Here is a 24992-nt window from a genome sequence, read left to right as displayed (position 1 = left end):
TTTACTTTCAGTGTTTTGAACAAGCTTCACTGATTTTGATTCCAACCTATGCATTAACATTTAAATTTTCGCTTGTTGTTTCATCTTCTTCATCAATTTCTCGAATGTCAATTTCTTCATCGTCACTTGATAACACTTTGACATCCATCCCTAAGCTTTGCAATTCTTTAATCAATACTTTAAAGGATTCAGGAACACCCGGTTCAGGTACATTTTCACCTTTAACAATTGACTCATATGTTTTAACACGGCCGACAACATCATCAGACTTAACTGTAAGAATCTCTTGAAGTGTATAGGCTGCGCCATACGCTTCTAATGCCCAAACTTCCATTTCACCAAAACGTTGACCGCCAAATTGAGCTTTACCGCCAAGCGGCTGTTGTGTAACCAACGAGTAAGGGCCTGTGGAACGGGCGTGCAGCTTATCATCAACCATATGAGCAAGCTTAATCATATACATGACACCAACCGAAACACGGTTATCAAATGGAAGTCCTGTACGGCCATCATACAATACAGTCTTACCATCTCTTGACAGACCCGCTTCAGCAAGCGTTGACCAAACGTCTTCCTCAATTGCACCGTCAAAGACCGGTGTTGCTACATGTATGCCAAGCTCCTTTGCAGCCATACCAAGGTGAAGCTCAAGAACTTGACCGATATTCATACGTGAAGGTACGCCCAACGGATTTAACATGATATCAATTGGACGGCCGTTTGGTAAGAACGGCATATCTTCTTCTGGCATAATCTTTGAAATAACACCTTTGTTTCCGTGGCGTCCAGCCATTTTGTCGCCTTGGTGTATTTTTCTCTTTTGTACGATGTAGCAGCGAACCAATTGATTGACGCCCGGCGGCAATTCATCACCGTCTTCACGGTTGAAAATTTTAACGTCATGAACAATGCCGTCTCCGCCGTGAGGCACCCGCAGCGAAGTATCACGAACCTCGCGGGCTTTTTCACCAAAGATAGCGTGAAGTAATCTTTCTTCCGCAGTCAGTTCAGTAACCCCTTTAGGCGTGACTTTACCAACAAGGATATCTCCATCTTTTACTTCGGCTCCAATGCGGATGATACCCCGTTCATCAAGATTCTTAAGAGCATCTTCACCAACATTTGGTATGTCTCTAGTGATTTCTTCAGGGCCAAGTTTTGTGTCACGAGACTCTGACTCATACTCTTCAATATGAACAGAAGTATACACGTCGTCTTTGACTAGTCTTTCGCTCATGATAATGGCATCTTCATAGTTATAACCTTCCCAGGTCATGAAGCCTACGACAACATTTCTTCCAAGGGCAAGTTCGCCTTTATCCATTGAAGGGCCATCGGCTAATATTTCGCCTTTATCAACAATCATGCCCTTTTCAACGATTGGTCTTTGGTTATAACATGTACCTTGGTTTGAACGGACGTACTTTAATAATTTGTAGCTGACCAGATCACCTTCAACCTCACGCCCATCAACTTCCTCAAGCGTGCGGATCTTAATGACCTTCGCGGATACATATTCTACACGGCCGCGGTGTTTCGCACGAATAGCAGCACCCGAATCTCTTGCAGAAACATATTCCATACCAGTGCCTACAAGAGGCGCTTCCGGTACTAATAATGGAACTGCTTGCCGTTGCATGTTTGCACCCATCAACGCACGGTTAGAGTCATCGTTCTCCAGGAATGGGATACAAGCGGTTGCAGCAGATACAACTTGTTTAGGCGATACATCCATATAGTCAACACGTTCTTTTTTAACAACAATGTTGTCGCCTCGGAAACGCGCAATGACTTCATCAGATATAAATCCGCCGTTTTCATCTAGCTTTGCATTTGCTTGGGCAACAACATAGTTATCCTCTTCATCTGCAGTCAGATAATCAATGTGTTCTGTCACCCTGCTTGTTTCCGGATCAACGCGGCGATAAGGTGTTTCTATAAAACCAAATTTATTAACTTTAGCAAAACTAGAAAGCGAGTTAATCAGACCGATGTTCGGACCTTCCGGCGTTTCAATTGGACACATACGCCCATAGTGTGAATAGTGAACGTCACGGACTTCCATACCGGCTCTCTCTCTCGTTAATCCCCCAGGTCCTAATGCTGACAGACGGCGTTTGTGTGTTAATTCGCCGAGCGGATTAGTTTGGTCCATAAATTGAGAGAGCTGAGAGCTTCCGAAAAATTCCTTAATGGAAGCAATAACAGGTCTTATATTAATTAACGCCTGAGGTGTAATTGCGTTCGTATCCTGAATAGACATACGCTCGCGGATCACGCGCTCCATACGGGATAAACCAATTCTGAATTGGTTTTGCAGGAGTTCACCAACTGAGCGTAAACGGCGGTTGCCAAGGTGGTCGATATCATCTGTATCACCTACACCGTGCAGTAAATTGAAGAAATAGCTCATCGAAGCTATAATATCAGCTGGTGTAATGTGCTTTACTGAATTATCGATCTGGCCGTTGCTCATAATCTTAATAACTTTTTCGCCCTCGTCGTCATCCGGCGCATAAATTGAGATTGATTGCATGGTAATCTCTTGACCTTCGACAACGCCGGCGGCAGGTTTATATTCCTCATAACCCAGCTTGGCTTCAATAGTTGGTAAAAGCTTATCTAAAGTACGGCGATCTAACAGTGTGCCTTCTTCAGCCAATATTTCCCCGGTTTCAGGGTCTATTAACTTTTCAGCCAACCTTTGGTTAAACAGCCTGTTTTTAATATGGAGCTTTTTATTAATCTTATAACGGCCTACATTAGCGAGATCGTAACGCTTCGGATCAAAGAAACGGGTTTCTAACAATCCCTTGGCATTCTCAACTGTAGGCGGTTCACCAGGGCGGAGGCGTTCATAAATTTCGATTAATGCTTTATCAGTACCCTCGGTATTATCCTTTTCAAGGGTATTCCGCAGATACTCATCTTCTCCAAGCAAATCGATGATTTCTTGATCAGATCCAAACCCTAACGCACGTAACAGAACCGTTATAGGAAGCTTCCTAGTACGGTCAATACGAACATAAACAACATCTTTAGCATCTGTTTCATACTCCAGCCAAGCGCCGCGGTTTGGTATTACAGTAGCTGTAAAACCCTTTTTTCCATTCTTATCAAACTTCTCATTATAGTATACGCTAGGCGAACGTACGAGTTGGGAAACAATAACACGTTCAGCACCATTGATAATAAAAGTTCCTGACTCAGTCATTAACGGGAAGTCGCCCATAAATACTTCTTGTTCCTTTACTTCACCCGTTTCTTTGTTAATCAATCGAACCTTTACCCTTAATGGTGCGGCATAAGTTACATCACGCTCTTTTGATTCATCAACATCATATTTCGGTTCTCCTAGACTATAGTCTATGAATTCTAAAACAAGATTTCCGGTGAAATCTTCTACTGGAGAAATGTCTTGAAACATCTCTCGTATACCCTCATCAAGAAACCATTGATACGAAGATGTTTGAATTTCAATGAGATTAGGGAGCTCCAAAACTTCATTAATCCGAGCATAACTTCTACGTTGGCGGTGGCGTCCATATTGCACGAGTTGACCTGTCAACTGATTCACCCCTCAAATCAAGCATATTGAAAAACCGGCAAACAATAGGTGCTTACCGACGTACATGACGCATTTGATTATTTTCCCCATAAAAGAGGAAAACTATACATATATATACTCAAATGCAAAAATAATTCGCATTTAGATATGCTAACACAAATTGGATAGCCCGTCAAGACTTTGTTGCTTTTAATATATAATAGCCCTTTTTTCTTACAACAGTTTCAACTTGTCCGTAAGTTTCTTCAAGAGCTTTAAGTGCGGAAGGCGCTCCTTGCTTTTTTTGAATAACTGTCCAAAGTTCACCGCCCGGCAGTAAATATTCATAACCTTGATTGAAAATTTGATGTACAATTTTTTTACCGGCTCTAATAGGCGGGTTTGTAAGAATAGCCGCATATGATTCTTCCACATTTTCATAAATATTGCTTGAAAAAATGTGAGCTGAAACATTATTTTTTTCCGCATTTTCCCGGGAAAGATGGATCGCGCGCTCATTAATGTCTACCATGGTGATTGCCAGGTCCGGAAAAGCCTTCGCAACCGCTAAGCCAATGGCCCCGTATCCACAGCCGACATCCAAAATCGGACCTTTGACTTCCGGCGGTGTGAACGTTTCAATTAAGAGCTTCGAACCAAAATCAATGTCACTCTTTGAAAAGACTCCCCTGTCCGTAATAAAAGTCATTTCCATACCGCGCAAATGAGTTGTTATGATACTTGGACGGCTTTCGGTCTGAGGATTTTTAGAATAGTAGTGTTCATTCATCATATCACCCTGCCATGCATTCTGGTTATGGTTATTTTATTTTGGTTAATTTCCCCATAACTAAGTAGAATCATTCAAACAAAAGTACTTAACTTAAACATTTACCAGTCCGGCATGACGAACTTGCAATAGGTCGAATTTCTAACCGTCAGAGATATGAAAAAACCGGCCCATTTTTAAACTAATAATGTTAGAAAAAGCCCGCTAAAAATAGCGGGCTTTAAAAATGAACTTACTTAAGCTCTATAGAAGCGCCAACTTCTTCAAGCTTAGCTTTCATTTCTTCAGCTTCTTCTTTTGCAACGCCTTCTTTAAGAGGTTTTGGTGCGTTGTCAACTAGTTCTTTTGCGTCTTTTAATCCAAGACCAGTGATTTCGCGAACCACTTTGATAACTTTGATTTTTGAGCTTCCAGCACTTGCAAGAACTACATCAAAATCAGTTTTTTCTTCAGCAGCTTCGCCGCCGGCAGCGCCTTGAACTGCTACAGGAGCAGCTGCAGTTACGCCGAATTCTTCCTCGATTGCTTTTACAAGATCATTTAATTCAAGAACGGACATTTCTTTAATTGCACCAATGATATCTTCTTTAGTCATTGTATATCCTCCTTAGATTGGATTGAAATTTGTTTTTACAGGTCGTCCAAAAAGCCCGATATTCTCGTTGTTTTTGAACACATCGTTTGGTTGTTTTAAAATGATAAAACCGTTATTAAGCACCTTGCTCTTCTTTTTGATCTGCAACAGCTTTTGCGGCCAATGCAAAATTACGAATCGGAGCTTGAAGTACGCTAAGCAGCATAGACAGAAGTCCTTCTCTTGATGGAAGTTCAGCAATGGCTTTAATTTGTTCAACGCTGGCCAAAGATCCTTCAATCACACCGCTCTTAATTTCTAACGCTTTGTGTTCTTTAGCAAAACTGTTAAGCACCTTTGCAGGAGCAATAACATCATCATTGCTGAAAGCGATAGCTGTCGGTCCTACTAATACTTCATCAAGACCAGTCAATCCAGTTTCAGCTGTCGCACGGCGAAGCATTGTGTTTTTATAAACTTTATATTCAACACCAGCTTCACGAAGTTGTTTACGTAGTTCAGTTACTTCTGAAACATTCAAACCGCGGTAGTCAACAACAACCGTAGATACGCTGTTCTTAAGTTTCTCAGCAATCTCTTGTACTTGTTGTTTTTTAGCTTCAATGACGCTCATCCTTGCACCTCCTAGAAAAACATTTTACCGTACCTGTTCATCGAGGTTTATAAAAAAAGCCTTCATGTCACAGTAGACATGAAGGCGCAATAATCTAGAACCGTACATTAATCTAGAATATCTGCAACACCTCGGCAGGAAATTAAGCAATAATCTGCACCTGCTGTCTACGGCATGTTTCGACGATTTATTTAAAACCAATAACTATTATATTGAGTTTAAATAACAATGTCAACTATCCATTATTTGGTTGGCGCACTAACTTTAAGTCCAGGTCCCATTGTAGAAGACACTGAAATATTTTTAAGATAAGTGCCTTTTGCTGCAGCTGGTTTTGCTTTGATTAGAGTTTCGATCAGTGTTTGGTAGTTTTCAACAAGCTTCTCATCATCAAATGACGCTTTACCAATCGGTACGTGAACATTGCCATCTTTGTGAGCGCGGTATTCAACTTTACCAGCTTTGATTTCTTTTACAGCTTTCTCTACTTCAAAAGTTACTGTACCGGTTTTAGGGTTTGGCATAAGGCCTTTAGGACCTAATACGCGGCCTAATTTACCGACTTCAGCCATCATATCTGGAGTCGCCACGATGACATCAAAATCAAACCAACCTTGGTTGATTTTATTAATATATTCTTGATCTCCAACAAAATCTGCACCTGCAGCTTCTGCTTCTTTGGCTTTTTCACCCTTCGCAAAAACTAAAACGCGTTGTGTTTTGCCAGTACCATGCGGTAAAACAACAGCACCGCGTACTTGCTGGTCATTTTTGCGAGTATCAACGCCTAAGCGTACAGCCACGTCGATAGACTCATCAAATTTTGCTGAAGCAACTTCTTTGACTAATTTGATAGCTTCTTGAATATCATAGCTTTTTTGACGATCAATAGCTTTTGATGCTTCTTGATATCTTTTTCCTTTTTTAGCCATTATATTTCCTCCTTTGTGGTTTTAACGGTTGTACCTCCCACCTTAAAAGGTTGCGGGCTGCCGCAACCTTTAAGACAAAAAATCTCTCATTACGAATGCCATGTTCTCCGCTTAGCCAGCGCAGAAAAAACATTCACAGCCGGATTAGTCTTCAACAACAATACCCATGCTGCGTGCTGTTCCTTCAACCATACGCATAGCCGCTTCCACATCAGCTGCATTTAAGTCTGGCATTTTAAGTTCAGCAATAGCGCGAACTTTATCACGCTTAATTGTTGCTACTTTATTGCGGTTAGGTTCACCAGACCCTGATTCGATACCAGCTTCTTTTTTAAGAAGAACAGCTGCCGGCGGAGTTTTTGTTATAAAAGTAAATGAACGGTCTTCAAAAACCGAAATTTCAACAGGTATAATCATACCAGCTTGGTCTGATGTACGAGCATTGAATTCCTTACAGAATCCCATGATGTTAACACCTGCTTGACCTAGAGCTGGACCAACTGGTGGTGCTGGATTAGCTTTACCAGCAGGAATTTGAAGTTTAACAACTTTAATAACTTTCTTAGCCACGAGACACACCTCCTTAGTCCGTGATTGTGGTACGGGATAACCCCTCCCACTGCTTGCTTGTCATATCAATCGCGGCGACAGGTAAAACCTTGTAAACAACAAAATTATACAATCATTAAAAATAGAATGCAAGCCTTATTAAATTTTTTCAATTTGACCAAAATCTAACTCTACTGGTGTTTCACGGCCAAACATGTTGACATGAACCTTAATTTTTTCCTTTTCGGTATCGATTTCTTTAATCGAACCTACAAAATCAGCAAACGGCCCCTCTTTAACTTTAACTTGTTCATCTATTTCAAAATCGACATCTGTTTTGCCGTCTTTAATTCCCATCTTTTTAAGGATGGCCTCTACCTCTTCAGGTAATAAAGGTATCGGTTTAGATCCGGCGCCTGTCGAACCGACAAATCCTGTTACTCCCGGAGTATTGCGAACAACATACCAGGAATCATCGGTCATAATCATTTCGGCTAGGACATAACCTGGGAATACCTTCTTCATTGCGGATTTCTTTTTACCGTTTTTTATCTCAGTTTCTTCTTCAACCGGCACTAGAATGCGGAATATTTTATCAGACATCCCCATGGATTCTACGCGCTTTTCTAAGTTGGTTTTAACTTTATTTTCATACCCAGAGTATGTGTGAACAACATACCAGTTTTTCTCCATAAATCTATCCTCCAGACCTTTAATACCTAACCATCACTAACAAATCACTCATTGGTCACCAAGTGTAAAAGTTCTGAAATTCCTAGATCAATGAGTACAAAGAACACAGTTAAAAAGATGACCGTCAAAACAACTGTGGTTGTGTAATTAACCAGTTCTTTACGAGTCGGCCAAGAGACCTTCTTCATTTCGACAATTACATTCCGGAAAAAGTTACCGGTTTTCTTAACAATGCTTGCCATATGGCTATTAAACCCCCAGCAAAAGTATATTGAGATCTATTTGGTTTCTTTGTGTAAAGTATGTTCCTGACATACCTTGCAAAATTTATGCATTTCAATACGCTCCGGATTGGTTTGCGTGTTTTTTGTCGTTGTATAATTCCTCTGCTTACAAATTGAGCAAGAGAGGACAATTTTCTTTCTCATCACGTACACCTTTCTAGAGGTGAGATGTTAGAAGTTGGAAGTGAGATTTCCAGCATTACTCCGAAGAAATACTCACGTTTAACTTCCTGTATGGCATCTCTCACCGCTAAATCACGATAATGGTTAAAATGTATCACAGGGGGACAAGCGTGTCAATGAAACAAAAAAACAGGGAAGAACCCTGTTAAGAAGATGTTCGAAAAATCCGGAACATTACCGGAGAATTCCATCCCGCTCTAAACTTATAAACTGATTTCTTTCAGCTCTAAGTATCTCTCCAGCTTCCGCTTCACCCGTTGAAGCGCGTTGTCAATAGATTTGACATGTCTCTTTAAATCAGCGGAAATCTCTTGATAAGACCTTCCATCTAAGTATAACATAAGCACCTTGCGTTCTAAATCACTTAAAATCTCGCTCATTTTTAATTCAATATCATCAAATTCCTCTTGATTAATCAGCAACTCTTCCGGATTTGTTACTCTTGATCCGCAAATAACATCAAGCAATGTCCTGTCAGATTCCTCGTCATAGATAGGCTTGTCCAATGAAACATATGAATTAAGCGGGATATGCTTCTGTCTTGTCGCCGTTTTCACCGCTGTAATCATTTGACGTGTAATACAAAGTTCGGCAAATGCCTTAAATGACGATAATTTGTCGCCTTTAAAATCCCTTATCGCTTTATAAAGGCCTATCATGCCCTCCTGGATAATATCCTCGCGATCCGCCCCTATAAGAAAATACGATTTTCCCTTTGCTCTGACAAAATTCCTGTACTTATGAATCAAATAATCTAAGGCAGAAAGATTACCTACATGAACTAGCTCAACAATTTGCTCATCTTCTAGTTCTTCAAATCTTGTATTAGTAGTCTCTTTAGGGTCCAAACTCACACAAATCCCTCCGACCATAACGGTGCCTAATATAGCAATATTATACAATAAAGAAATTTGAATCGTCAAGAATTTTCAAAAACCTCTTCTCCACTTTTCAAACAGGCGCGTTATTTCTTCATTCATAGGAATTTTTGTTCTTGTTTGTTTCGTATGATGCCGTTTGATATCCTCGTTAATTCGCTTTTCAATCTTTTTGATCTCATTTAATAATTCACGTGAGGATATTCTTAATGCTCCTTGTGAGAATATAGTCCATTGTTCAGTATAGTCAGATGTCGCAACATAAATACGTGTTTTAACATTTTTCAGTTCTTTAACCATTTTTTCAATACGCTCATCGGCTGTTTCATTTTCCCGTGTATAAATCACTTCTACTCGGGACTCAACATTTTTAATCTCTATGCCGGGGACCATATGCGCATCAAACACGACGATGACGCGCCATCCTTTGTAAGCTTGGTATTCCGCCAGTTTACCAATGAGTTGTTCCCGAGCTTGGGCAAAATCAATGTCTCTGATTTTTTTCAATTCATCCCAAGCCCCTATAACGTTATAGCCGTCGACCAGCAAAATATCCATCTTCCTAATCCCCTTGGAGATGTCTTTTGCGGTACACCTCATACATTAAAAGTCCTGCCGCAACCGATGCGTTTAAAGAGGTGACCCGGCCTGCCATAGGTATGTGAACTAAAAAGTCGCATTTTTCCCTTGTAAGTCTGGACATGCCCTTCCCTTCATTGCCAATCACTAAACAAATCGGCATTTCGCAAGACATTTGCCGGTAATCGGTGCTCGCTTCTGCAGCAGTTCCCGCAAACCATATGCCGCGTTCTTTTAATTCATCCATGGTCCTGGCTAAATTAGTGACCCTTGCAACAGGAATATATTCAATAGCACCCGTAGAAGCTTTGGCAACTGTAGACGTTAAGCCGGCTGCCCGTCGTTTCGGAATAATAACGCCATGGGCGCCGACAGCATCTGCCGTTCTTAATACAGACCCTAAATTATGCGGATCTTCAACACCATCCAGCATGATGAAAAAAGGTTGTTCTCCCTTTTTATCAGCTAACTGAAATAATTCATCAATTTCCGCATACTGATAAGCAGCAATAGATGCAACAATGCCTTGATGATGCTCTGACCCGACGAGTTGATCTAATTTCTTTTTCGGAACATATTGAACGGTGATATTTCTTTCTTTAATTTTCCCAAGAATAGCAGCGCTTAATTGGCTTTGTTTGTTAATCCAAACCTTATTAATTTCCCTGCCGGATTGCAGCGCTTCACTTACTGGATGACGCCCCATAATGAATTCATCTTTCAAGACCCTTACCTCCTTTCAATGGTTTTAATTCAAACATTTTTTCAATGAGTGACTCAATTCGTTCATGCCTGTCCAGGAAATACAAATAACCAACCAGAGCTTCAAAGGCTGTGCTGTAACGGTATGTTATAACATCTGTGTGCTTAGGTATCGTGGCAGATTTGGCATTCCTGCCTCTGCGAACCACACTTTCTTCCTCCGGTGTTAAATATTTATCGTTTAACAACGTTCGTAAAAGGGCAACCTGAGCTTTTGCGGATACATAATTGATAGCTTGCTGATGAAGATGCTTGGGCTGAACCATACCGCTTTGGATCAGCTCCCGGCGTACATGGAGATCAATAACAGCATCGCCCATATACGCCAAAGCTAATACATTAATTTCATTAACTTGAACAGTTTTAATACCCATATGCCTAGACTCTTTTCCAGCGAACACCCTGAGGCGTATCTTCTAAAATAATGCCTTGCTCTTTTAATTCGTCACGAATTTTATCAGCGGCGTCAAATTGGCGGGACTTCCTTGCTTCTTCTCTTTGTTCAATCAGTTTTTCTATATCTTCATCCAGGATGCTCTCTTGTCTTAGAGTTAAACCAAGGACACCTGTCAGTTCATCAAACAGATCAATGAAAGCTTTTAAAACTTTTACGGATGAATTAGGATCTTGAAGGACAATGTTTGCTTCCTTTGCCGTATCAAATAACACTGAGATAGCATTAGCAGTATTAAAATCATCGTCCATTTCTTTAATAAATCGGTCTCTGAGTACTGTAATTTTTTGTTCATATGCTTCCGCATCTTGACTATCCATAAGATCCGCACTGTTTTCCATACGATGCTGCAAATTGCGGTATGTTGTTCTTAAGCGATCATAAGCCTGTTCTGTATTCTTTAATAACTCATCACTAAAATTTATCGGATGACGGTAATGAACCGTTTGAATAAAAAAGCGGATCACGTTCGGGTCATAATCTTTGATTAATTCATGAACTAAAATAACATTTCCAATCGATTTAGACATTTTTTCGTTATTTATTTTAATGTACCCGTTATGGAGCCAGTAATTAGCCATCGTTTCATCATGAAGCGCTTCAGACTGAGCAATTTCATTTTCGTGGTGAGGGAATGCTAAATCCTGTCCTCCAGCATGAATATCAATCGTATTCCCAAGGTATTTTTCAACCATAGCAGAACATTCAATATGCCATCCGGGCCGTCCCATTCCCCATGGACTTTCCCATGTAATTTCGCCCGGTTTGGCTTTCTTCCACAATGTAAAATCAAGAGGATCTTCTTTATGTTCCCCAACACCAATTCTTGCGCCTACTTTAAGTTCATCAATAGACTGATGGGAGAGCTTTCCGTACTCTTTAAACTTTCTTGTTCTAAAATAAACATCTCCATCTGCCTCATAAGCAAAGCCTTTATCAATTAATTTCTGTATAAAGGCAATGATTTCCGGCATTGTTTCTGTCGCCCGCGGGTGAATGTCCGCTTCTTTAACATTTAAAGCATGAACATCTTCACGGTATGCTTTTATAAACCGTTCAGCAATATTTAATACTGAATCACCCTGTTCTATAGACGCCTTAATCAGCTTGTCATCGACATCGGTAAAATTGGATACGTATAACACATCATAACCGCGGTATTCCAGGTAACGGCGGATCGTGTCAAAAACAATTGTCGGGCGGGCATTACCAATATGGATATAGTTATAAACTGTCGGCCCGCACACATACATTTTGACCTTATTTTCTTCAATTGTTTTAAAAAGTTCTTTCTTTCTCGTTAACGTATTATAGACCTGTATCGCCATATGTTTCACGACCTTTCTCTTTCAATGATTGAAGCTCTGTTTTTAATTGTTTGATTTCATTTTCCATTTGTTTCAATTTATCTGCAATCGGGTCAGGTAAATCATGATTTAAATCATCATTATTTATTTTAACCCCGTTTTGGCGAACTACTTTCCCGGGAATACCGACAACTGTTGAATTCTCCGGCACATCATGCAAAACAACTGAGCCTGAGCCAATTTTAGAGTGGTCACCTACCGTAATTGACCCTAACACCTTTGCTCCCGAAGAAATAAGCACATGGTTGCCAATCGTTGGGTGCCGCTTGCCTTTTTCTTTTCCCGTACCGCCTAATGTTACGCCTTGGAAAAGCGTGACGTGGTCACCTATTTCACATGTTTCCCCAATAACGACACCCATGCCGTGGTCAATAAAGAAATGATGCCCGATTGTTGCGCCTGGATGAATTTCAATCCCCGTAAAGAAACGGCTGATTTGTGATAATGATCTAGCAAGAAAATAAAGACGTTTCTTCCAAAACCAGTGTGCTAATCGATGTGACCATATCGCATGAAGCCCCGAATACGTTAAAATCACCTCAAAATAATTTCTCGCGGCAGGGTCCTGATCGAATACAACTTCAAGATCCTCACGCAAAATTTTAAACATTTGCCACCCCTCCCTAGTTTTATTTATTTAAAAAAATAGGCGTCCCTGTGTCATATGACACAGAGACGCCATAAGCGCGGTTCCACTCTGTTTGAGAGAATATCTCTCCACCTTAACCCAATAACGGATGGTTCTGCCGCTCTCGCTTACTTGATTCAGCCAAAGACTCTAAGGGGCAATTCAAAGACCATGTTTCTTAAACCACTTTCAGCCGATGATGGTTCTCTCTTGTAAGAAATGGATAGTCTCCTACTATTTCCTTATCAACGCTTTCACTATTTTTTTCTAATATATCAAATGACAATTAAAAACGTGATTATTTTTCTAATACTTGTAAGGCATCACTAAGTCTTGCAGTGACAATATCTTTCCCCAATAAAGCTATTGATTGCGGTAATTCAGGGCCGTGCATTTCTCCTGTTACAGCTACTCGAATAGGCATAAACAGATTTTTGCCTTTTTTCCCTGTTGCTTTCTGTGTTGCCTTGATCTTTTTCTTGATCTCATCAGGAGCCCATTCATCTAAATTAACCAATTCCTCTTTAAAAGTCTTAAGAACTTCCGGAACGTGCTCACCATTAAGAATTGTCATGGCTTCTTCATTATATGAAATCTTCTCTTTAAAAAACAACTCTGTAAGCTCAACGATCTCCGCACCATACTGAAGTTGTTCATGGTACAAACCGATTAACTCTTCAGCCCAGGCCTTTTGGTTCTTATCCAATTCTTTTGGCAGCTTACCGGCATTCACAAGATGCGGGAGCGTAATATCAATAACCGTTTGAAGCGGCGCTTTTTTAATATATTGATTATTAATCCAAGCAAGCTTAACAGGATCAAAAACAGCCGGTGAAGTGCTTAATCTGTCAGCATCAAAGATGTCTATCAGCTCTTCGCGGTTAAAGATTTCTTCTTCTCCTTTTGGAGACCAGCCTAAAAAGGTAATATAATTAAACAGTGCTTCAGGAAGATAGCCTAAATCACGGTATTGTTCAATAAATTGTACTATACTTTCATCTCTTTTGCTAAGTTTCTTTCTGTGTTCATTGACAATTAGCGTCATATGGCCAAAAACAGGCGGTTTAAAGCCGAGAGCTTCATAAATCATTAATTGCTTCGGCGTATTTGAAATATGATCTTCCCCGCGTAAAACATGGGAGATCTCCATTAAATGGTCATCAACGGCAACGGCAAAGTTATAAGTTGGCACGCCGTCCTTTTTAACAATGACAAAGTCACCGATACCGTTTGAGTCAAAGGATACATGTTCTTTCACAATATCATTAAAGCTGTATGTTTTATCATGCGGTACCGCAAACCGGACGCTTGGTTTCCTGCCTTCAGCTTCCAGCCGTTCACGCTCTTCGTTTGTCAAATGTCGGCATTTGCCGGAATATCTAGGCATTTCTCCGCGTGCTATTTGTTCTTCACGGCTTTTTTCCAATTCTTCTTCAGTACAATAACATTTATAAGCGAGCCCGTTATCTAAAAGCTCTTGCCAATACTTTTTATAAATATCAAGTCTTTCAATCTGGCGGTACGGACCGTATTCACCGCCGACGTCAATACTTTCATCCCAATCGACACCAAGCCATTTTAAATAATTTAATTGATTATATTCGCCGCCTTCAACGTTGCGTTTTTGGTCTGTATCCTCAATGCGGATAACAAATTTCCCGCCGGCATGCCTTGCAAACAGATAATTAAAAATGGCCGTACGTGCATTACCTATATGTAAATGCCCTGTTGGACTCGGAGCATATCTTACTCTCACTTCTTTTGTCATTTGTCTCACCCATTTTCTCTAGAGGTTGTTAATTTTTAATACGTACTATTATCTTATTCATTTTAGCACTGAAAGTCCCTAAAGGGAATGGTCAAGCTTTAATTACCAGACAAACAGCCTGAGCTGCTATCCCTTCCTCTCTCCCGGTAAAACCTAATGTTTCAGTCGTTGTCGCCTTAATATTAATTTGTTCGATATCTGCTTCTAAGAGCTTGGCAATAACTTCCCTCATCTCCCCGATATAAGGTGCCATTTTCGGTTTTTGCGCGATAATGACACAATCAAGATTACCTAAACGATAACCCTTATCTTTAACTAATGACCAGACATGTTCCAGTAATACCTTTGAATCAGCATCTTTATATTTTTCATCATTATCAGGAAAATGACGGCCAATATCTCCTTCTCCAATAGCTCCAAGCAGTGCATCGCTTACCGTGTGGAGTAAAACATCGGCATCAGAGTGTCCAATGAGACCCTTCTCATAAGGAATAGAGATACCGCCAATTATTAGCGGCCTTCCTTCAGCAAACTGATGTACGTCAAATCCTTGTCCAATTCTCATTCAAAGCTCCCCTCTCAACTTTATAAATACTGTTCTGCAACAAGTAAATCTTCAGGAGTTGTTATTTTAATATTACGATAATCGCCTTGTACAACAGCAACATCCCGCCCGATTAATTCAATAAGCGAAGCATCATCCGTTACTTCAGCGTTAATAGAACGCCCATATTCGTGAGCTTTTAAAATTAATGAAAGACGAAAAGCTTGTGGTGTTTGTACAGCCCACAAGCTTGAACGATCTATCGTTTCTTTAACCTTGTTGTTTATCACTTTTTTAATTGTATCCTTAACCGGTACGGCTAAGACGGCCGCCCCGGTTAAGTCAGCAGCTTGAACAACTTTGGCAATTTGTTCTTTTTTCACAAATGGCCTTGCGCCGTCGTGTATAAGAACAATCCCCTCTTCGCTGACAGCTTTCAATCCCAAAAAGACACTGTCCTGCCGCTCTTTACCACCGTTAACAATCTGATTTACCTTTTTTATATGGAACTTCTTCAGAAGGTCTTGAAAGACATCCTTTTCAGCTTGATTAATAACGAGAGTAATACCTGAGCAAGCAGTATCCTGTTCAAAGGTACGAAGGGTATGAATCACAACGGGAGCATCTAAAACATTCAAGAGCATTTTGTTTTTTCCAGCTCCCATTCTTTTCCCTTGTCCAGCTGCCAGAATGACTACATGATATTCCATGAATAACCTCCGGTAATGTACAACGAATCAATCTGTGTTTAAACTTCCAGTTAGTACTATAGTGCCTGCTCCATTAATTTGGGCTTCGCAAAAATCATTCGTCCCGCCGATGTCTGCAGCACACTTGTAACTACAACATCAATGGTTTTGCTTATATATCTATGTCCTTCTTCTACCACAATCATCGTGCCGTCGTCAAGATAACCGACGCCTTGATTTTGTTCTTTTCCATCTTTGATCACTTGAACCTTAAGCTCCTCGCCGGGGAGCACGACAGGCTTAACAGCATTAGCCAGATCGTTAATATTAAGTACGGCTACGCCTTGGAGCTCACAAACTTTGTTTAAGTTAAAATCATTGGTGACAACAATCCCTGAAACCAGCTTTGCCAGTTTAACTAATTTGCTGTCAACCTCAGCAACCTCGTCGAAATCTCCTTCATAGATATCGACTTTTACAGATAATTCCTTTTGTATTCTGTTTAGGATATCTAATCCTCTTCTGCCGCGGTTTCTCTTCAATGCATCTGAAGAATCAGCGATATGCTGAAGTTCCTCCAGTACAAACCTTGGGATAACAAGGACGCCTTCTAAAAATCCGGTCTGACAAATATCAGCAATCCTGCCATCAATAATAACACTTGTATCTAAAATTTTTAACATTTTACCAGACGGCTGGCCGGTTTCTTCATTATCTTTTTTCTTATCTTTTCCTTTTGAAGAAATATGAAAAAGATTAATAAGTTCATCACGTTTTTTAAAACCAACTTGAAACCCAAAATAACCTAAAAAGATATAAATGAAAAGCGGAAGAACTGTACTGATAACATAAATATTTAAATAGCGTAAAGGAATTTGAATTAAAAAGGCTACGATAAGGCCGAAAACTAAACCAATTGTACCAAATAATACATCCGTGACAGGCGCTTTAATAATTTTCTCCTCAGTTCTTCGAATTGCACTGACCGCCGAATCCACAAACCAATATGTTAATAAGAAAAAGATAATACATCCGAGCACTGCTCCGGTATATGGCGATTGAAGCCAAGCAGGCATACTGTTACCGAAATTTAAAAGCATAATAATCATCGGTATATAAACAAATCCAAGCGTACCACCTAAAATGATGAAAAATAATTGGATCAATCGTTTCATCATGCATGGTCACCTCCTCTTTACTCATTATAGACAGTTTACCTAATTTGAAACTTAATATCGGCAAATTTACATAATTTATCTATTAAATAAGGCATTAATTAAACAACACGGTCAATAAATAACTGTTCTTGAATACGCTCTAAGCCGTCTTTGATTTTTTTAGCACGTTTAGCTCCGATTCCCTCTACTTCATCAAGCTCCGCGCTGCCTGCCTTAACAATATGATTTAACGTCTTAAATTTATCAATAAGATTTTTTATGATCACTTGAGGAAGTCTTGGAATTCGGTTTAACATACGATATCCCCTCGGATAAAGAACTTCTTCAAGCTGATCTTCTTTGGGAGCATGACCTAAAAGTTTAATAATAATATTCTCATTTAATAAGTCCTCATTATTTAATTTCCGTAATTGGTTAAGAATAGCATAAGCATCTTCTTCACTATCCATATAATCTTTAATTAAAAGAATGGCCTCTTCTTCAACATTGGTTACCAGTTCAGTTAATTGCATCTGAATTAAACGGCCTTCTGTCCCAAGTTCATTCACATAATTACTAATTTCGTCCCTAATACGCAAAACCATTTCGATACGATGAATAACTTGGGTAATTTCTTGAAAAGTTGCAAGCTCTTCGAATTCTAAAGCACCAAGATTAATAAGTCCTTTATCAAGCGCCGCCCTGTATTTCTCAAGTGTCTGCATTGCTTGATTAGCTTTAGTTAAAATAACACCGATATCTTTAAGTGAATATCTAAAATTGCCTTTATAAAGCGTAATAACACTCCGGCGCTGTGATATGGATATGATTAGATTTTCAGTTTGTTTTGCTACCCTCTCGGCTGTTCGATGCCTTATTCCTGTTTCAGCCGAAGGAATGCCGGTATCAGGAACAAGCTGGGTGTTAGCGAATAATATATGTTTGCCGTCTTCACTTAAAATAATGGCACCATCCATTTTAGCCAGTTCATATAAATTAGCCGGAGTAAAGGGACAATTAATCGAAAAGCCGCCCTCTACAAGACCTTTAACCTTGTCATCATAGCCAACAACAATTAGACCGCCCGTGTTGGCACGAAGTACATTATCAATGCCTGCTCTTAGCGGAGTCCCTGGAGCAACCATTTTAAGAATCTGATTGATGAACTGCTGCTTCTGAAAATTCATGTGCTGCTCCTCCCAACGAATAATCCAGTGCTTCTTTCACTGTAGAAACACCAACAACTTCAATCCCCTCCGGCACCTTCCAGCCGCCTAAATTTTTATAAGGGATAAAAGCTCTCTTAAAGCCTAATTTTGCAGCTTCTGCAATTCTTTGGTCAATTCTCGAAACCCTTCTAACTTCACCTGTTAAACCTACTTCTCCAATTATAATATCTGTTGGCTTAGTCGTCTGATCACGAAAACTGGAAGCAATACTTACAGCAGCCGCCAAATCTGTGGCAGGCTCATCTAATCGGACACCGCCGGCTACATTAACATAGGCATCTTGATTTTGCAAAAATAATCCTACACGCTTTTCAAGGACAGCCATGAGTAAAGATATGCGATGGTGGTCTAATCCAGTGGCCATTCTACGGGGGTTGCCAAAGCTTGTTGGTGTTACCAATGCTTGGATTTCAACCAGAACGGGTCTAGTTCCTTCCATAGCTGCTACAACGGTTGAGCCGGCTGCTCCCTGCGACCTTTCCTGAAGAAATATTTCCGAAGGGTTAGCTACCTCTGTGAGACCTGTTTCTTTCATTTCAAAAACACCTATTTCATTCGTAGAACCAAATCGATTTTTAACAGCTCTCAAAATACGAAAGGTATGGTGTCTTTCACCTTCAAAATACAGTACAGCGTCTACCATATGTTCCAGCAGTCTGGGTCCGGCAATAGCGCCGTCCTTAGTAACGTGGCCAACAATGAATGTCGCTATCCCTAACGTTTTAGCGATTCGCATTAATTGACCTGTACACTCTCTGACTTGCGAAACACTGCCTGGCGCTGAAGCAATGTCCTGATTGTATATTGTCTGAATGGAATCAATAACAAGAAAATCAGGTGAAACATCATGTAATTTTGTCTCTATTTCATGTATATCGGTCTCAGCTAGTACATATAAGTTGTCCGCTTGAATTCCAAGTCGTTCGGCACGCATTTTAGTCTGCTTAATCGATTCCTCACCGGAAATATAAAGAACTTTATAACCATTTTCGGCCAGTTGATCTGATGTTTGCAGCAATATTGTTGACTTGCCAATACCGGGGTCACCGCCGACTAAAACAAGTGATCCAGGCACTACTCCGCCGCCCAAAACCCGATTTAATTCTTTCATCTTTGTATAAATTCTTGGTTCTTTTGATGATTCAACTTTATTAATCGGCATAGGCGAACTTACAGTTTTTTTAATTTGAGTGCCTTTTGGATGCGAGCGGTCAATACGTTCTTCAACCATTGTATTCCATTTCCTGCATCCAGGGCATTTTCCCATCCATTTCGGGCTCTCATAACCGCATTCCTGGCAAAAGAAAACAGTCTTCTGTTTTGCCATTTTTAAAAACCACCTTTTTACAAAACACAATCTTTACTTTATCTTATCATAATTATTGGTATTTAATTGTAACAAAAATTGTATCATTTATGTTTTTAAAATATACAATGGCTATAATTTAAGCCAAGGGAGACGTTCCCTTGGCTTCATAGAAGATTTCTCAGCAGCAGAATAACACTAGAAACTTCAGTTTACTGTTGCGCCGCAGCCTCAGTTTTTCCGGTAACAACAAAATCATCATTTTGATAATCTATCGTAACTGTTGAACCTTTGCTTATATTACCCTTTAGGAGCTCTTCTGATAATCTATCTTCAATCTGCCGCTGAATGGCACGTTTCAGCGGTCTGGCTCCATACTCGGGATCGTAACCTTCCTCGGCAATTTTTAATTTGGCAGCTTCAGTTAAATTAATAACAATCCCTTGACCTTCAAGGCGATCTTTCAATTGTCCGGCAAGCAAAGTTACAATTTCTTTTAATTGTTCTTTGTTAAGCTCATGGAAGACAATAATTTCATCAATACGATTTAGAAACTCAGGTCTAAATGTTTTCTTCAGCTCTTCCATAACCTTATTTTTCATTTCGTTATATTCACGTTCTTCATCAGTTTGAATTGTAAAACCAACATGGTTATTTTTCTTAAGTGTACTTGCGCCCACATTAGAGGTCATGATAATAACCGTATTTCTAAAATCAACAGTTCTTCCTTTGGAGTCCGTTAACCGGCCGTCATCAAGTACTTGTAATAAAATATTAAATACATCTGGGTGAGCTTTCTCTATTTCATCAAGCAAAATGACGGAATAAGGCTTTTGTCTGACTTTTTCTGTTAATTGCCCGCCTTCATCATGGCCTACATATCCTGGAGGTGAACCGACAAGGCGAGATGTTGTATGTTTTTCCATATACTCGGACATATCAACGCGAATAATGGCGTCCTCATCACCAAATAACGCTTCCGCAACAGCCCGTGCTAATTCAGTCTTACCTACACCGGTCGGTCCTAAGAAGATAAATGAACCAATTGGACGCTTCGGATCCTTAAGGCCCGCTCTCGCACGGCGAATCGCTTTTGATATAGACTTAACCGCTTCATCCTGACCGATGACCCGCTTATGAAGAATAGTTTCCATATTTAATAGCCGTTCACTTTCTTCTTCTTCAAGTTTAACAACCGGGATTCCCGTCCAATTAGACACGACCATAGCAATATCATCAGGGGTTACTTCGGTATTTTCCTGTCCCTGTTTTTCCTTCCACTCTCTTTGAGTAACTTCCAGCTCTTCTTTCAGTTTCTGTTCTGAATCGCGAAGGGAAGCTGCTTTTTCAAATTCTTGGCTTTGAACAGCAGCGTCTTTTTCTTTCTTAACTTCTTCGAGCTTTTGTTCAAGTTCCTTTAAATTAGGCGGCGCTGTATAAGAGCGAAGCCTTACCTTTGAAGCTGCTTCATCAATTAAGTCAATAGCTTTATCCGGCAGAAAGCGGTCAGAAATGTATCGATCAGATAACCGGACAGCCGCATCAATCGAATCATCAGTAATTTTCACCCGATGATGAGCCTCATACCGGTCGCGCAAACCTTTTAAAATAAGAATTGATTCAGCTGTTGTCGGCTCATCTACTTTTATTGGCTGAAAACGCCGTTCAAGCGCGGCATCTTTCTCTATATATTTTCGGTATTCATCTAACGTTGTCGCTCCAATACATTGAAGTTCTCCCCTTGCAAGCGAAGGCTTAAGTATATTGGAAGCATCAATGGCGCCTTCCGCACCGCCGGCACCAATCAAAGTATGAAGCTCGTCAATGAAAAGAATGATGTTACCGGCTTGGCGGATTTCATCCATTACCTTTTTCAAGCGATCTTCAAATTCACCGCGATATTTTGTACCGGCAACAACAGTACCCATATCAAGTGTCATGACACGCTTATCCCGTAATATCTCAGGAACTTCATTGTTAACGATTTGCTGAGCCAGGCCTTCAGCTACAGCTGTTTTACCAACCCCGGGTTCCCCGATTAATACCGGATTATTCTTGGTACGGCGGCTTAAAACCTCAATAACACGTTCAATTTCCTTACTGCGCCCAATCACCGGATCAAGCCCGCCCTCTTTTGCCGTAGAGGTTAGATCTCGGGCTAAGCTGTCAAGTGTCGGTGTATTAGCATTTGCTGAACCTCTTCCTTGTTGGGCAGACGAATTTGCTTCATGACTGCCTAATAATTGCAGCACCTGCTGGCGGGCTTTATTCAAGCTGACTCCCAGATTATTAAGCACTCTGGCAGCTACGCCTTCACCTTCTCTAATAAGTCCAAGTAAAATATGTTCTGTTCCAACATAGGAATGGCCAATCTTACGAGCTTCGTCCATTGAAAGCTCTATAACCTTTTTAGCCCGCGGTGTATAATGAGGCGGTTCTACCGACTCGCTTCCCCGGCCAATAAGATTTTCAACTTCTTTTTGAATTTTTTCCGGGTTTAAATTTAAAGCCTTAAGAGCCTTTGCAGCAATACCCTCACCTTCACGAACAAGCCCTAATAAAATATGCTCTGTTCCAACATTATTGTGGCCTAATCTTACAGCTTCCTCTTGAGCAAGGGCTAGTACCTTCTGCGCTCGTTCAGTGAATCGTCCAAACATCATCATTAATCAGCTCCTCAATCCATTGGTTTTTGAAAATCTTCAAGATGCAGCCGTTCGCGAATAAGTGTTGCCCGGCGTACATCTCTTTGATTAGGGCTTAATGTTTCTTGAAAATAATGCTGCAGAAATCCTGGTTGTGTTAAAATCATTAACTCATTCAATATATGATGAGATACCCCTTTAATTAAGCCTAGGTCAATGCCTAAGCGAACATCTGAAAGGCACTTTGCCGCCTCTTTAGAATGAATAATACGGCTGTACGCTAAGGTTCCATATGACCGGTATACCCGATCTTCTAACTGAAGTTTAGACATTTCTAACAAATCTTTACGGGCAGCTTTTTCATGCTGAATAAGCTGCATGGTCACGCCTCTTAAATCTTCTACAATATCCTCTTCAGTTTTTCCAAGCGTCATTTGATTAGAAATTTGGAATATGTTTCCCAAAGCTTGACTTCCTTCACCGTAGATCCCTCTTACTACCAAACCGAATTGGTTAATTGCCGGGGCAATTCTATTCATACGCTGTGTGATCATTAAGGCAGGCAAATGCATCATAACCGATGCCCTCAGCCCTGTACCAACATTGGTTGGACAGCATGTTAAGTACCCACGGTGTTCATCAAAAGCATAATCAAACTTTTCCTCTATCCAATCATCGATACCGTTAGCAAGAGTTAAAGCTTCATTCAGCTGAAATCCAGGAAATAAACATTGGACCCGTAAATGATCTTCTTCATTAATCATAATACTGACGGATTCATTTTCGTTGATTAAAACAGCGCCATGATTTGCGTCTTCAGCAAGATTTGGGCTGATGAGATGCTTTTCTACAAGCACTTGCTTCTCAATTGGCTGAAGTTCTGCCATAGTAACTAAATCAAATGAACCCATTGTATTGTATGACTTACCTTCCAATTTTTCTTTAATATGATCCAACGCTTGTTTTGATTGTTGTTCATTGGCGATAACCGGGAAGGTAAAATCACTTAAATTTCTTGCTAACCTTATCCTGCTGCTCAACACAATGTCATCATCCGGACCTTCTTGTTGCATCCATGGACTAACAGCTTGATTAATAAATTTTTTTAAAGACATTACCTATCACCCCTGTCTTCCAGCGAACGAATTTCATCCCTGACTTCCGCAGCTTTCTCAAACTCTTCTTTCTCAACGAGCCGTTGCAGGTGGTCTTTAAGGTCTTTTAATCTTCTTTTTACACTGATGTCTTTTCCTACCCGTTTTGGAATTTTTCCTTTATGAATGGTATTGCCGCCATGAATTTTTCTAAACACTGGATCTAATTTATTATTAAACGTTTTATAACAATCTTCACAGCCGAACTTCCCAATTTTAATAAACTCAGGATATGTTAATCCACATGTTGGACATTGGAGAGCGCCATGGTGCTGATTCATTGTTTCTTCTAAAGGTTGCTCAAAATTTAACAATCCTGACAATAGATCGTGAATTGAGAAGCCATTGGATTCAGCCATGAAATCGCCTTTTTCCTTCGCACATTGATCACAGAGGTGGTATTCAATCTTTTGGCCATTAACGATTTTAGTGAAGTGCAGCGTCGCCGGCCTGAGATGACATTCCTGACATTCCATTTTATTAACTCCCTTCCATTGGCTTCTAAAGAAAACCTGGCTGGTGCTAAAACCTAAGGATTCTGCATAACTGAATATGTGGGGTGAGTGCTCCTTCGCCGACGCATATTCAGAGAAGTAATGCCACTTCTCGTCGCAAAGCTGCAAAGAAGCTTTTTCATGTTGTAGCTTTGCAGCCAGTTTATACTTTCCTAACATATAAAAAAGTTCTTCTATTTTCTAATCATAGTTTATACTTTAGGGCTTGTAGCATTGCTTTTAAAATGTTAGCACGAACTTCATCCCTTAAAGGAATGCTCAAATCCAAAACAGTCCGGTCAATCGCGCTTATCATAAGCCTTGCTTCACGCTGATTAATAATTCCTTCTTCAAGTAATCTAATAATTATTGATTGAGAAGCATTTTGCGGGATGCGTATGTTAATATGATCAATCATTTCATTAATAAGTTCAGAGTGCGTATTGGGTGTCACTTTAATAACACGAATATAGCCGCCTCCGCCCCTTTTGCTTTCGACTATATAACCTCTTTCGATTGAAAACCTTGTTTTTAAAACATAGTTGATTTGGGAAGGGACACATTGAAATTTTTCAGCCAACTCGCTTCTTTTCAATTCAATGACACTGCTTTCATTAAGAATTTCTTTTATATATTGTTCAATGATATCCGAAACGTTTTTCATGAAATTTGTGACCTCCCCTCTTGACTTTGACTTTCTTTGACTTTAATTATAATAATATTTTTTAAAGATATCAACTAATAAGGCAGTTTATTTGTAAAGATTTAATAAATACATTTTCTCACGTATTGAGAAAAATTAAACTTAAAATTACAATAAATTATATGATATCCTTTAAAGATTAGTTGCTTATTTAAATACCCAACTTTTATTGGTAAGAAATTATATAAAAAAGAGACAGGCTCCTGAATGGGCCTGTCTCTTTTTAGAATGGGTCAGAGGGGTTTGAAAGTTAAAATCAAAAACAAAAGAGCAGGTGAAATACCTGCTCTTTCATGTGCCTGGCAGCGTCCTACTCTCACAGGGGGGAAGCCCCCAATTACCATCGGCGCTGAAGAGCTTAACGACCGTGTTCGGGATGGGAACGGGTGTGACCTCTTCGCCATTGCCGCCAGACTATTGGTTTGTTATTAACGACAAACCTTTATTTA

25 protein-coding genes, 1 rRNA gene and 2 other annotated features are annotated in these 24992 nt (G+C 40.0%); all 26 genes read right to left on the bottom strand.

Translation table 11 applies throughout. From position 1 onward, the window contains the following. Positions 1–46 precede the first annotated feature (46 nt). The 26 genes from rpoB to rrf all read right to left on the bottom strand — a co-directional run bounded on the left by rpoB (position 47) and on the right by rrf (position 24957). Positions 47–3568, bottom strand: coding sequence for a DNA-directed RNA polymerase subunit beta (gene rpoB / locus ACFQRG_RS18100; RefSeq protein WP_380968719.1), 3522 nt, complete (start codon positions 3566–3568; stop codon positions 47–49). Positions 3569–3740: 172 nt separating this feature from the next. Beyond that, a complete protein-coding gene (locus ACFQRG_RS18095) occupies positions 3741–4337 on the bottom strand; it encodes a class I SAM-dependent methyltransferase (protein WP_380968816.1) in 597 nt (198 codons plus the stop codon). Between the two features lie 232 nt (positions 4338–4569). Further along, on the bottom strand, positions 4570–4932 hold the full coding sequence (gene rplL / locus ACFQRG_RS18090; RefSeq protein ID WP_380968717.1) for a 50S ribosomal protein L7/L12: 363 nt from the start codon (positions 4930–4932) through the stop codon (positions 4570–4572). A 115-nt stretch (positions 4933–5047) separates the two neighbouring features. Continuing rightward, the gene (gene rplJ, locus ACFQRG_RS18085; protein ID WP_380968714.1) at positions 5048–5545 is read right to left on the bottom strand and encodes a 50S ribosomal protein L10; all 498 of its coding nucleotides are present in this window, start codon (positions 5543–5545) and stop codon (positions 5048–5050) included. Positions 5546–5588: 43 nt separating this feature from the next. Continuing rightward, positions 5589–5736 (bottom strand) — a sequence feature (ribosomal protein L10 leader region). A 51-nt stretch (positions 5737–5787) separates the two neighbouring features. After that, positions 5788–6477, bottom strand: a complete 690-nt coding sequence (gene rplA, locus ACFQRG_RS18080; protein WP_380968712.1) for a 50S ribosomal protein L1 — start codon at positions 6475–6477, stop codon at positions 5788–5790. A 144-nt stretch (positions 6478–6621) separates the two neighbouring features. Beyond that, positions 6622–7047 (bottom strand): 50S ribosomal protein L11, encoded by a 426-nt coding sequence (rplK, locus tag ACFQRG_RS18075; protein ID WP_380968710.1) that lies wholly within the window; start codon positions 7045–7047, stop codon positions 6622–6624. Between the two features lie 138 nt (positions 7048–7185). Then, the gene (gene nusG, locus ACFQRG_RS18070; RefSeq protein ID WP_380968708.1) at positions 7186–7719 is read right to left on the bottom strand and encodes a transcription termination/antitermination protein NusG; all 534 of its coding nucleotides are present in this window, start codon (positions 7717–7719) and stop codon (positions 7186–7188) included. A 44-nt stretch (positions 7720–7763) separates the two neighbouring features. Continuing rightward, complete coding sequence (gene secE / locus ACFQRG_RS18065; RefSeq protein ID WP_380968706.1) at positions 7764–7961, bottom strand: preprotein translocase subunit SecE; 198 nt, start codon at positions 7959–7961, stop codon at positions 7764–7766. 36 nt (positions 7962–7997) lie between these two features. Further along, positions 7998–8147: a 50S ribosomal protein L33 gene (gene rpmG, locus ACFQRG_RS18060; protein WP_380968705.1), complete on the bottom strand. Its 150-nt coding sequence runs from the start codon at positions 8145–8147 to the stop codon at positions 7998–8000. Positions 8148–8389: 242 nt separating this feature from the next. Then, positions 8390–9058, bottom strand: coding sequence for an RNA polymerase sporulation sigma factor SigH (gene sigH, locus ACFQRG_RS18055; protein WP_380968813.1), 669 nt, complete (start codon positions 9056–9058; stop codon positions 8390–8392). 57 nt (positions 9059–9115) lie between these two features. After that, complete coding sequence (locus ACFQRG_RS18050) at positions 9116–9622, bottom strand: NYN domain-containing protein (protein ID WP_380968703.1); 507 nt, start codon at positions 9620–9622, stop codon at positions 9116–9118. 4 nt (positions 9623–9626) lie between these two features. Continuing rightward, positions 9627–10367, bottom strand: coding sequence for a 23S rRNA (guanosine(2251)-2'-O)-methyltransferase RlmB (gene rlmB, locus ACFQRG_RS18045; RefSeq protein WP_380968701.1), 741 nt, complete (start codon positions 10365–10367; stop codon positions 9627–9629). After that, positions 10357–10779: a Mini-ribonuclease 3 gene (locus ACFQRG_RS18040; RefSeq protein ID WP_380968699.1), complete on the bottom strand. Its 423-nt coding sequence runs from the start codon at positions 10777–10779 to the stop codon at positions 10357–10359. The genes rlmB and ACFQRG_RS18040 overlap by 11 nt, the downstream gene beginning before the upstream one ends. Positions 10780–10783: 4 nt before the next feature. After that, positions 10784–12187, bottom strand: coding sequence for a cysteine--tRNA ligase (cysS, locus tag ACFQRG_RS18035; RefSeq protein ID WP_380968810.1), 1404 nt, complete (start codon positions 12185–12187; stop codon positions 10784–10786). Beyond that, entirely contained in the window at positions 12168–12836 is a 669-nt protein-coding gene (epsC, locus tag ACFQRG_RS18030; protein ID WP_380968697.1) for a serine O-acetyltransferase EpsC, read from the bottom strand. Before epsC ends, cysS begins: the two co-directional genes overlap by 20 nt. Before the next feature lie 58 nt (positions 12837–12894). Further along, positions 12895–13112, bottom strand: a binding site (T-box leader). A gap of 40 nt (positions 13113–13152) precedes the next feature. Beyond that, positions 13153–14622: a glutamate--tRNA ligase gene (gene gltX / locus ACFQRG_RS18025; protein WP_380968695.1), complete on the bottom strand. Its 1470-nt coding sequence runs from the start codon at positions 14620–14622 to the stop codon at positions 13153–13155. A 91-nt stretch (positions 14623–14713) separates the two neighbouring features. Then, positions 14714–15187 (bottom strand): 2-C-methyl-D-erythritol 2,4-cyclodiphosphate synthase, encoded by a 474-nt coding sequence (gene ispF, locus ACFQRG_RS18020; protein ID WP_380968693.1) that lies wholly within the window; start codon positions 15185–15187, stop codon positions 14714–14716. Positions 15188–15207: 20 nt separating this feature from the next. Further along, positions 15208–15876, bottom strand: coding sequence for a 2-C-methyl-D-erythritol 4-phosphate cytidylyltransferase (gene ispD / locus ACFQRG_RS18015; RefSeq protein ID WP_380968690.1), 669 nt, complete (start codon positions 15874–15876; stop codon positions 15208–15210). Between the two features lie 56 nt (positions 15877–15932). Next, entirely contained in the window at positions 15933–17033 is a 1101-nt protein-coding gene (locus ACFQRG_RS18010; protein WP_380968688.1) for a PIN/TRAM domain-containing protein, read from the bottom strand. 98 nt (positions 17034–17131) lie between these two features. Further along, entirely contained in the window at positions 17132–18199 is a 1068-nt protein-coding gene (disA, locus tag ACFQRG_RS18005; protein WP_380968686.1) for a DNA integrity scanning diadenylate cyclase DisA, read from the bottom strand. Further along, a complete protein-coding gene (gene radA / locus ACFQRG_RS18000) occupies positions 18159–19568 on the bottom strand; it encodes a DNA repair protein RadA (protein WP_380968684.1) in 1410 nt (469 codons plus the stop codon). The genes disA and radA overlap by 41 nt, the downstream gene beginning before the upstream one ends. Before the next feature lie 191 nt (positions 19569–19759). Continuing rightward, a complete protein-coding gene (clpC, locus tag ACFQRG_RS17995) occupies positions 19760–22210 on the bottom strand; it encodes an ATP-dependent protease ATP-binding subunit ClpC (protein WP_380968808.1) in 2451 nt (816 codons plus the stop codon). Between the two features lie 14 nt (positions 22211–22224). Then, entirely contained in the window at positions 22225–23307 is a 1083-nt protein-coding gene (locus ACFQRG_RS17990) for a protein arginine kinase (protein ID WP_380968682.1), read from the bottom strand. Continuing rightward, positions 23307–23822 carry a UvrB/UvrC motif-containing protein gene (locus ACFQRG_RS17985; protein WP_380968680.1) on the bottom strand — a complete coding sequence of 172 codons (516 nt, stop codon included), beginning with the start codon at positions 23820–23822 and terminating at the stop codon, positions 23307–23309. Before ACFQRG_RS17985 ends, ACFQRG_RS17990 begins: the two co-directional genes overlap by 1 nt. Positions 23823–24045: 223 nt before the next feature. After that, entirely contained in the window at positions 24046–24504 is a 459-nt protein-coding gene (locus ACFQRG_RS17980; protein ID WP_380968678.1) for a CtsR family transcriptional regulator, read from the bottom strand. Positions 24505–24840: 336 nt separating this feature from the next. Then, positions 24841–24957, bottom strand: a 5S ribosomal RNA gene (gene rrf, locus ACFQRG_RS17975). Positions 24958–24992: the final 35 nt, after the last annotated feature.

It is taken from the genome of Scopulibacillus cellulosilyticus, from assembly GCF_042665295.1.
In the GTDB taxonomy this organism is placed as follows: domain Bacteria; phylum Bacillota; class Bacilli; order Bacillales; family Sporolactobacillaceae; genus Scopulibacillus_A; species Scopulibacillus_A cellulosilyticus.
This window is presented reverse-complemented; position numbering and strand designations above follow the sequence as displayed.

What these genes read in the sequence shown, in the direction of transcription:
- gltX (WP_380968695.1), bottom strand. Translation starts at nt 14,622, where the DNA reads ATGACAAAAGAAGTGAGAGTAAGATATGCTCCGAGTCCAACAGGGCAT.
- secE (WP_380968706.1), bottom strand. Translation starts at nt 7,961, where the DNA reads ATGGCAAGCATTGTTAAGAAAACCGGTAACTTTTTCCGGAATGTAATT.
- rplL (WP_380968717.1), bottom strand. Translation starts at nt 4,932, where the DNA reads ATGACTAAAGAAGATATCATTGGTGCAATTAAAGAAATGTCCGTTCTT.
- ACFQRG_RS18040 (WP_380968699.1), bottom strand. Translation starts at nt 10,779, where the DNA reads ATGGGTATTAAAACTGTTCAAGTTAATGAAATTAATGTATTAGCTTTG.
- ACFQRG_RS18010 (WP_380968688.1), bottom strand. Translation starts at nt 17,033, where the DNA reads ATGATGAAACGATTGATCCAATTATTTTTCATCATTTTAGGTGGTACG.
- disA (WP_380968686.1), bottom strand. Translation starts at nt 18,199, where the DNA reads ATGAATTTTCAGAAGCAGCAGTTCATCAATCAGATTCTTAAAATGGTT.
- rplJ (WP_380968714.1), bottom strand. Translation starts at nt 5,545, where the DNA reads ATGAGCGTCATTGAAGCTAAAAAACAACAAGTACAAGAGATTGCTGAG.
- rpmG (WP_380968705.1), bottom strand. Translation starts at nt 8,147, where the DNA reads ATGAGAAAGAAAATTGTCCTCTCTTGCTCAATTTGTAAGCAGAGGAAT.
- ispD (WP_380968690.1), bottom strand. Translation starts at nt 15,876, where the DNA reads ATGGAATATCATGTAGTCATTCTGGCAGCTGGACAAGGGAAAAGAATG.
- ACFQRG_RS17990 (WP_380968682.1), bottom strand. Translation starts at nt 23,307, where the DNA reads ATGTCTTTAAAAAAATTTATTAATCAAGCTGTTAGTCCATGGATGCAA.
- ACFQRG_RS18050 (WP_380968703.1), bottom strand. Translation starts at nt 9,622, where the DNA reads ATGGATATTTTGCTGGTCGACGGCTATAACGTTATAGGGGCTTGGGAT.
- radA (WP_380968684.1), bottom strand. Translation starts at nt 19,568, where the DNA reads ATGGCAAAACAGAAGACTGTTTTCTTTTGCCAGGAATGCGGTTATGAG.
- clpC (WP_380968808.1), bottom strand. Translation starts at nt 22,210, where the DNA reads ATGATGTTTGGACGATTCACTGAACGAGCGCAGAAGGTACTAGCCCTT.
- nusG (WP_380968708.1), bottom strand. Translation starts at nt 7,719, where the DNA reads ATGGAGAAAAACTGGTATGTTGTTCACACATACTCTGGGTATGAAAAT.
- cysS (WP_380968810.1), bottom strand. Translation starts at nt 12,187, where the DNA reads ATGGCGATACAGGTCTATAATACGTTAACGAGAAAGAAAGAACTTTTT.
- ACFQRG_RS18095 (WP_380968816.1), bottom strand. Translation starts at nt 4,337, where the DNA reads ATGAATGAACACTACTATTCTAAAAATCCTCAGACCGAAAGCCGTCCA.
- ispF (WP_380968693.1), bottom strand. Translation starts at nt 15,187, where the DNA reads ATGAGAATTGGACAAGGATTTGACGTACATCAGTTTGCTGAAGGAAGG.
- rplA (WP_380968712.1), bottom strand. Translation starts at nt 6,477, where the DNA reads ATGGCTAAAAAAGGAAAAAGATATCAAGAAGCATCAAAAGCTATTGAT.
- ACFQRG_RS17980 (WP_380968678.1), bottom strand. Translation starts at nt 24,504, where the DNA reads ATGAAAAACGTTTCGGATATCATTGAACAATATATAAAAGAAATTCTT.
- epsC (WP_380968697.1), bottom strand. Translation starts at nt 12,836, where the DNA reads ATGTTTAAAATTTTGCGTGAGGATCTTGAAGTTGTATTCGATCAGGAC.
- sigH (WP_380968813.1), bottom strand. Translation starts at nt 9,058, where the DNA reads ATGGTCGGAGGGATTTGTGTGAGTTTGGACCCTAAAGAGACTACTAAT.
- ACFQRG_RS17985 (WP_380968680.1), bottom strand. Translation starts at nt 23,822, where the DNA reads ATGGAATGTCAGGAATGTCATCTCAGGCCGGCGACGCTGCACTTCACT.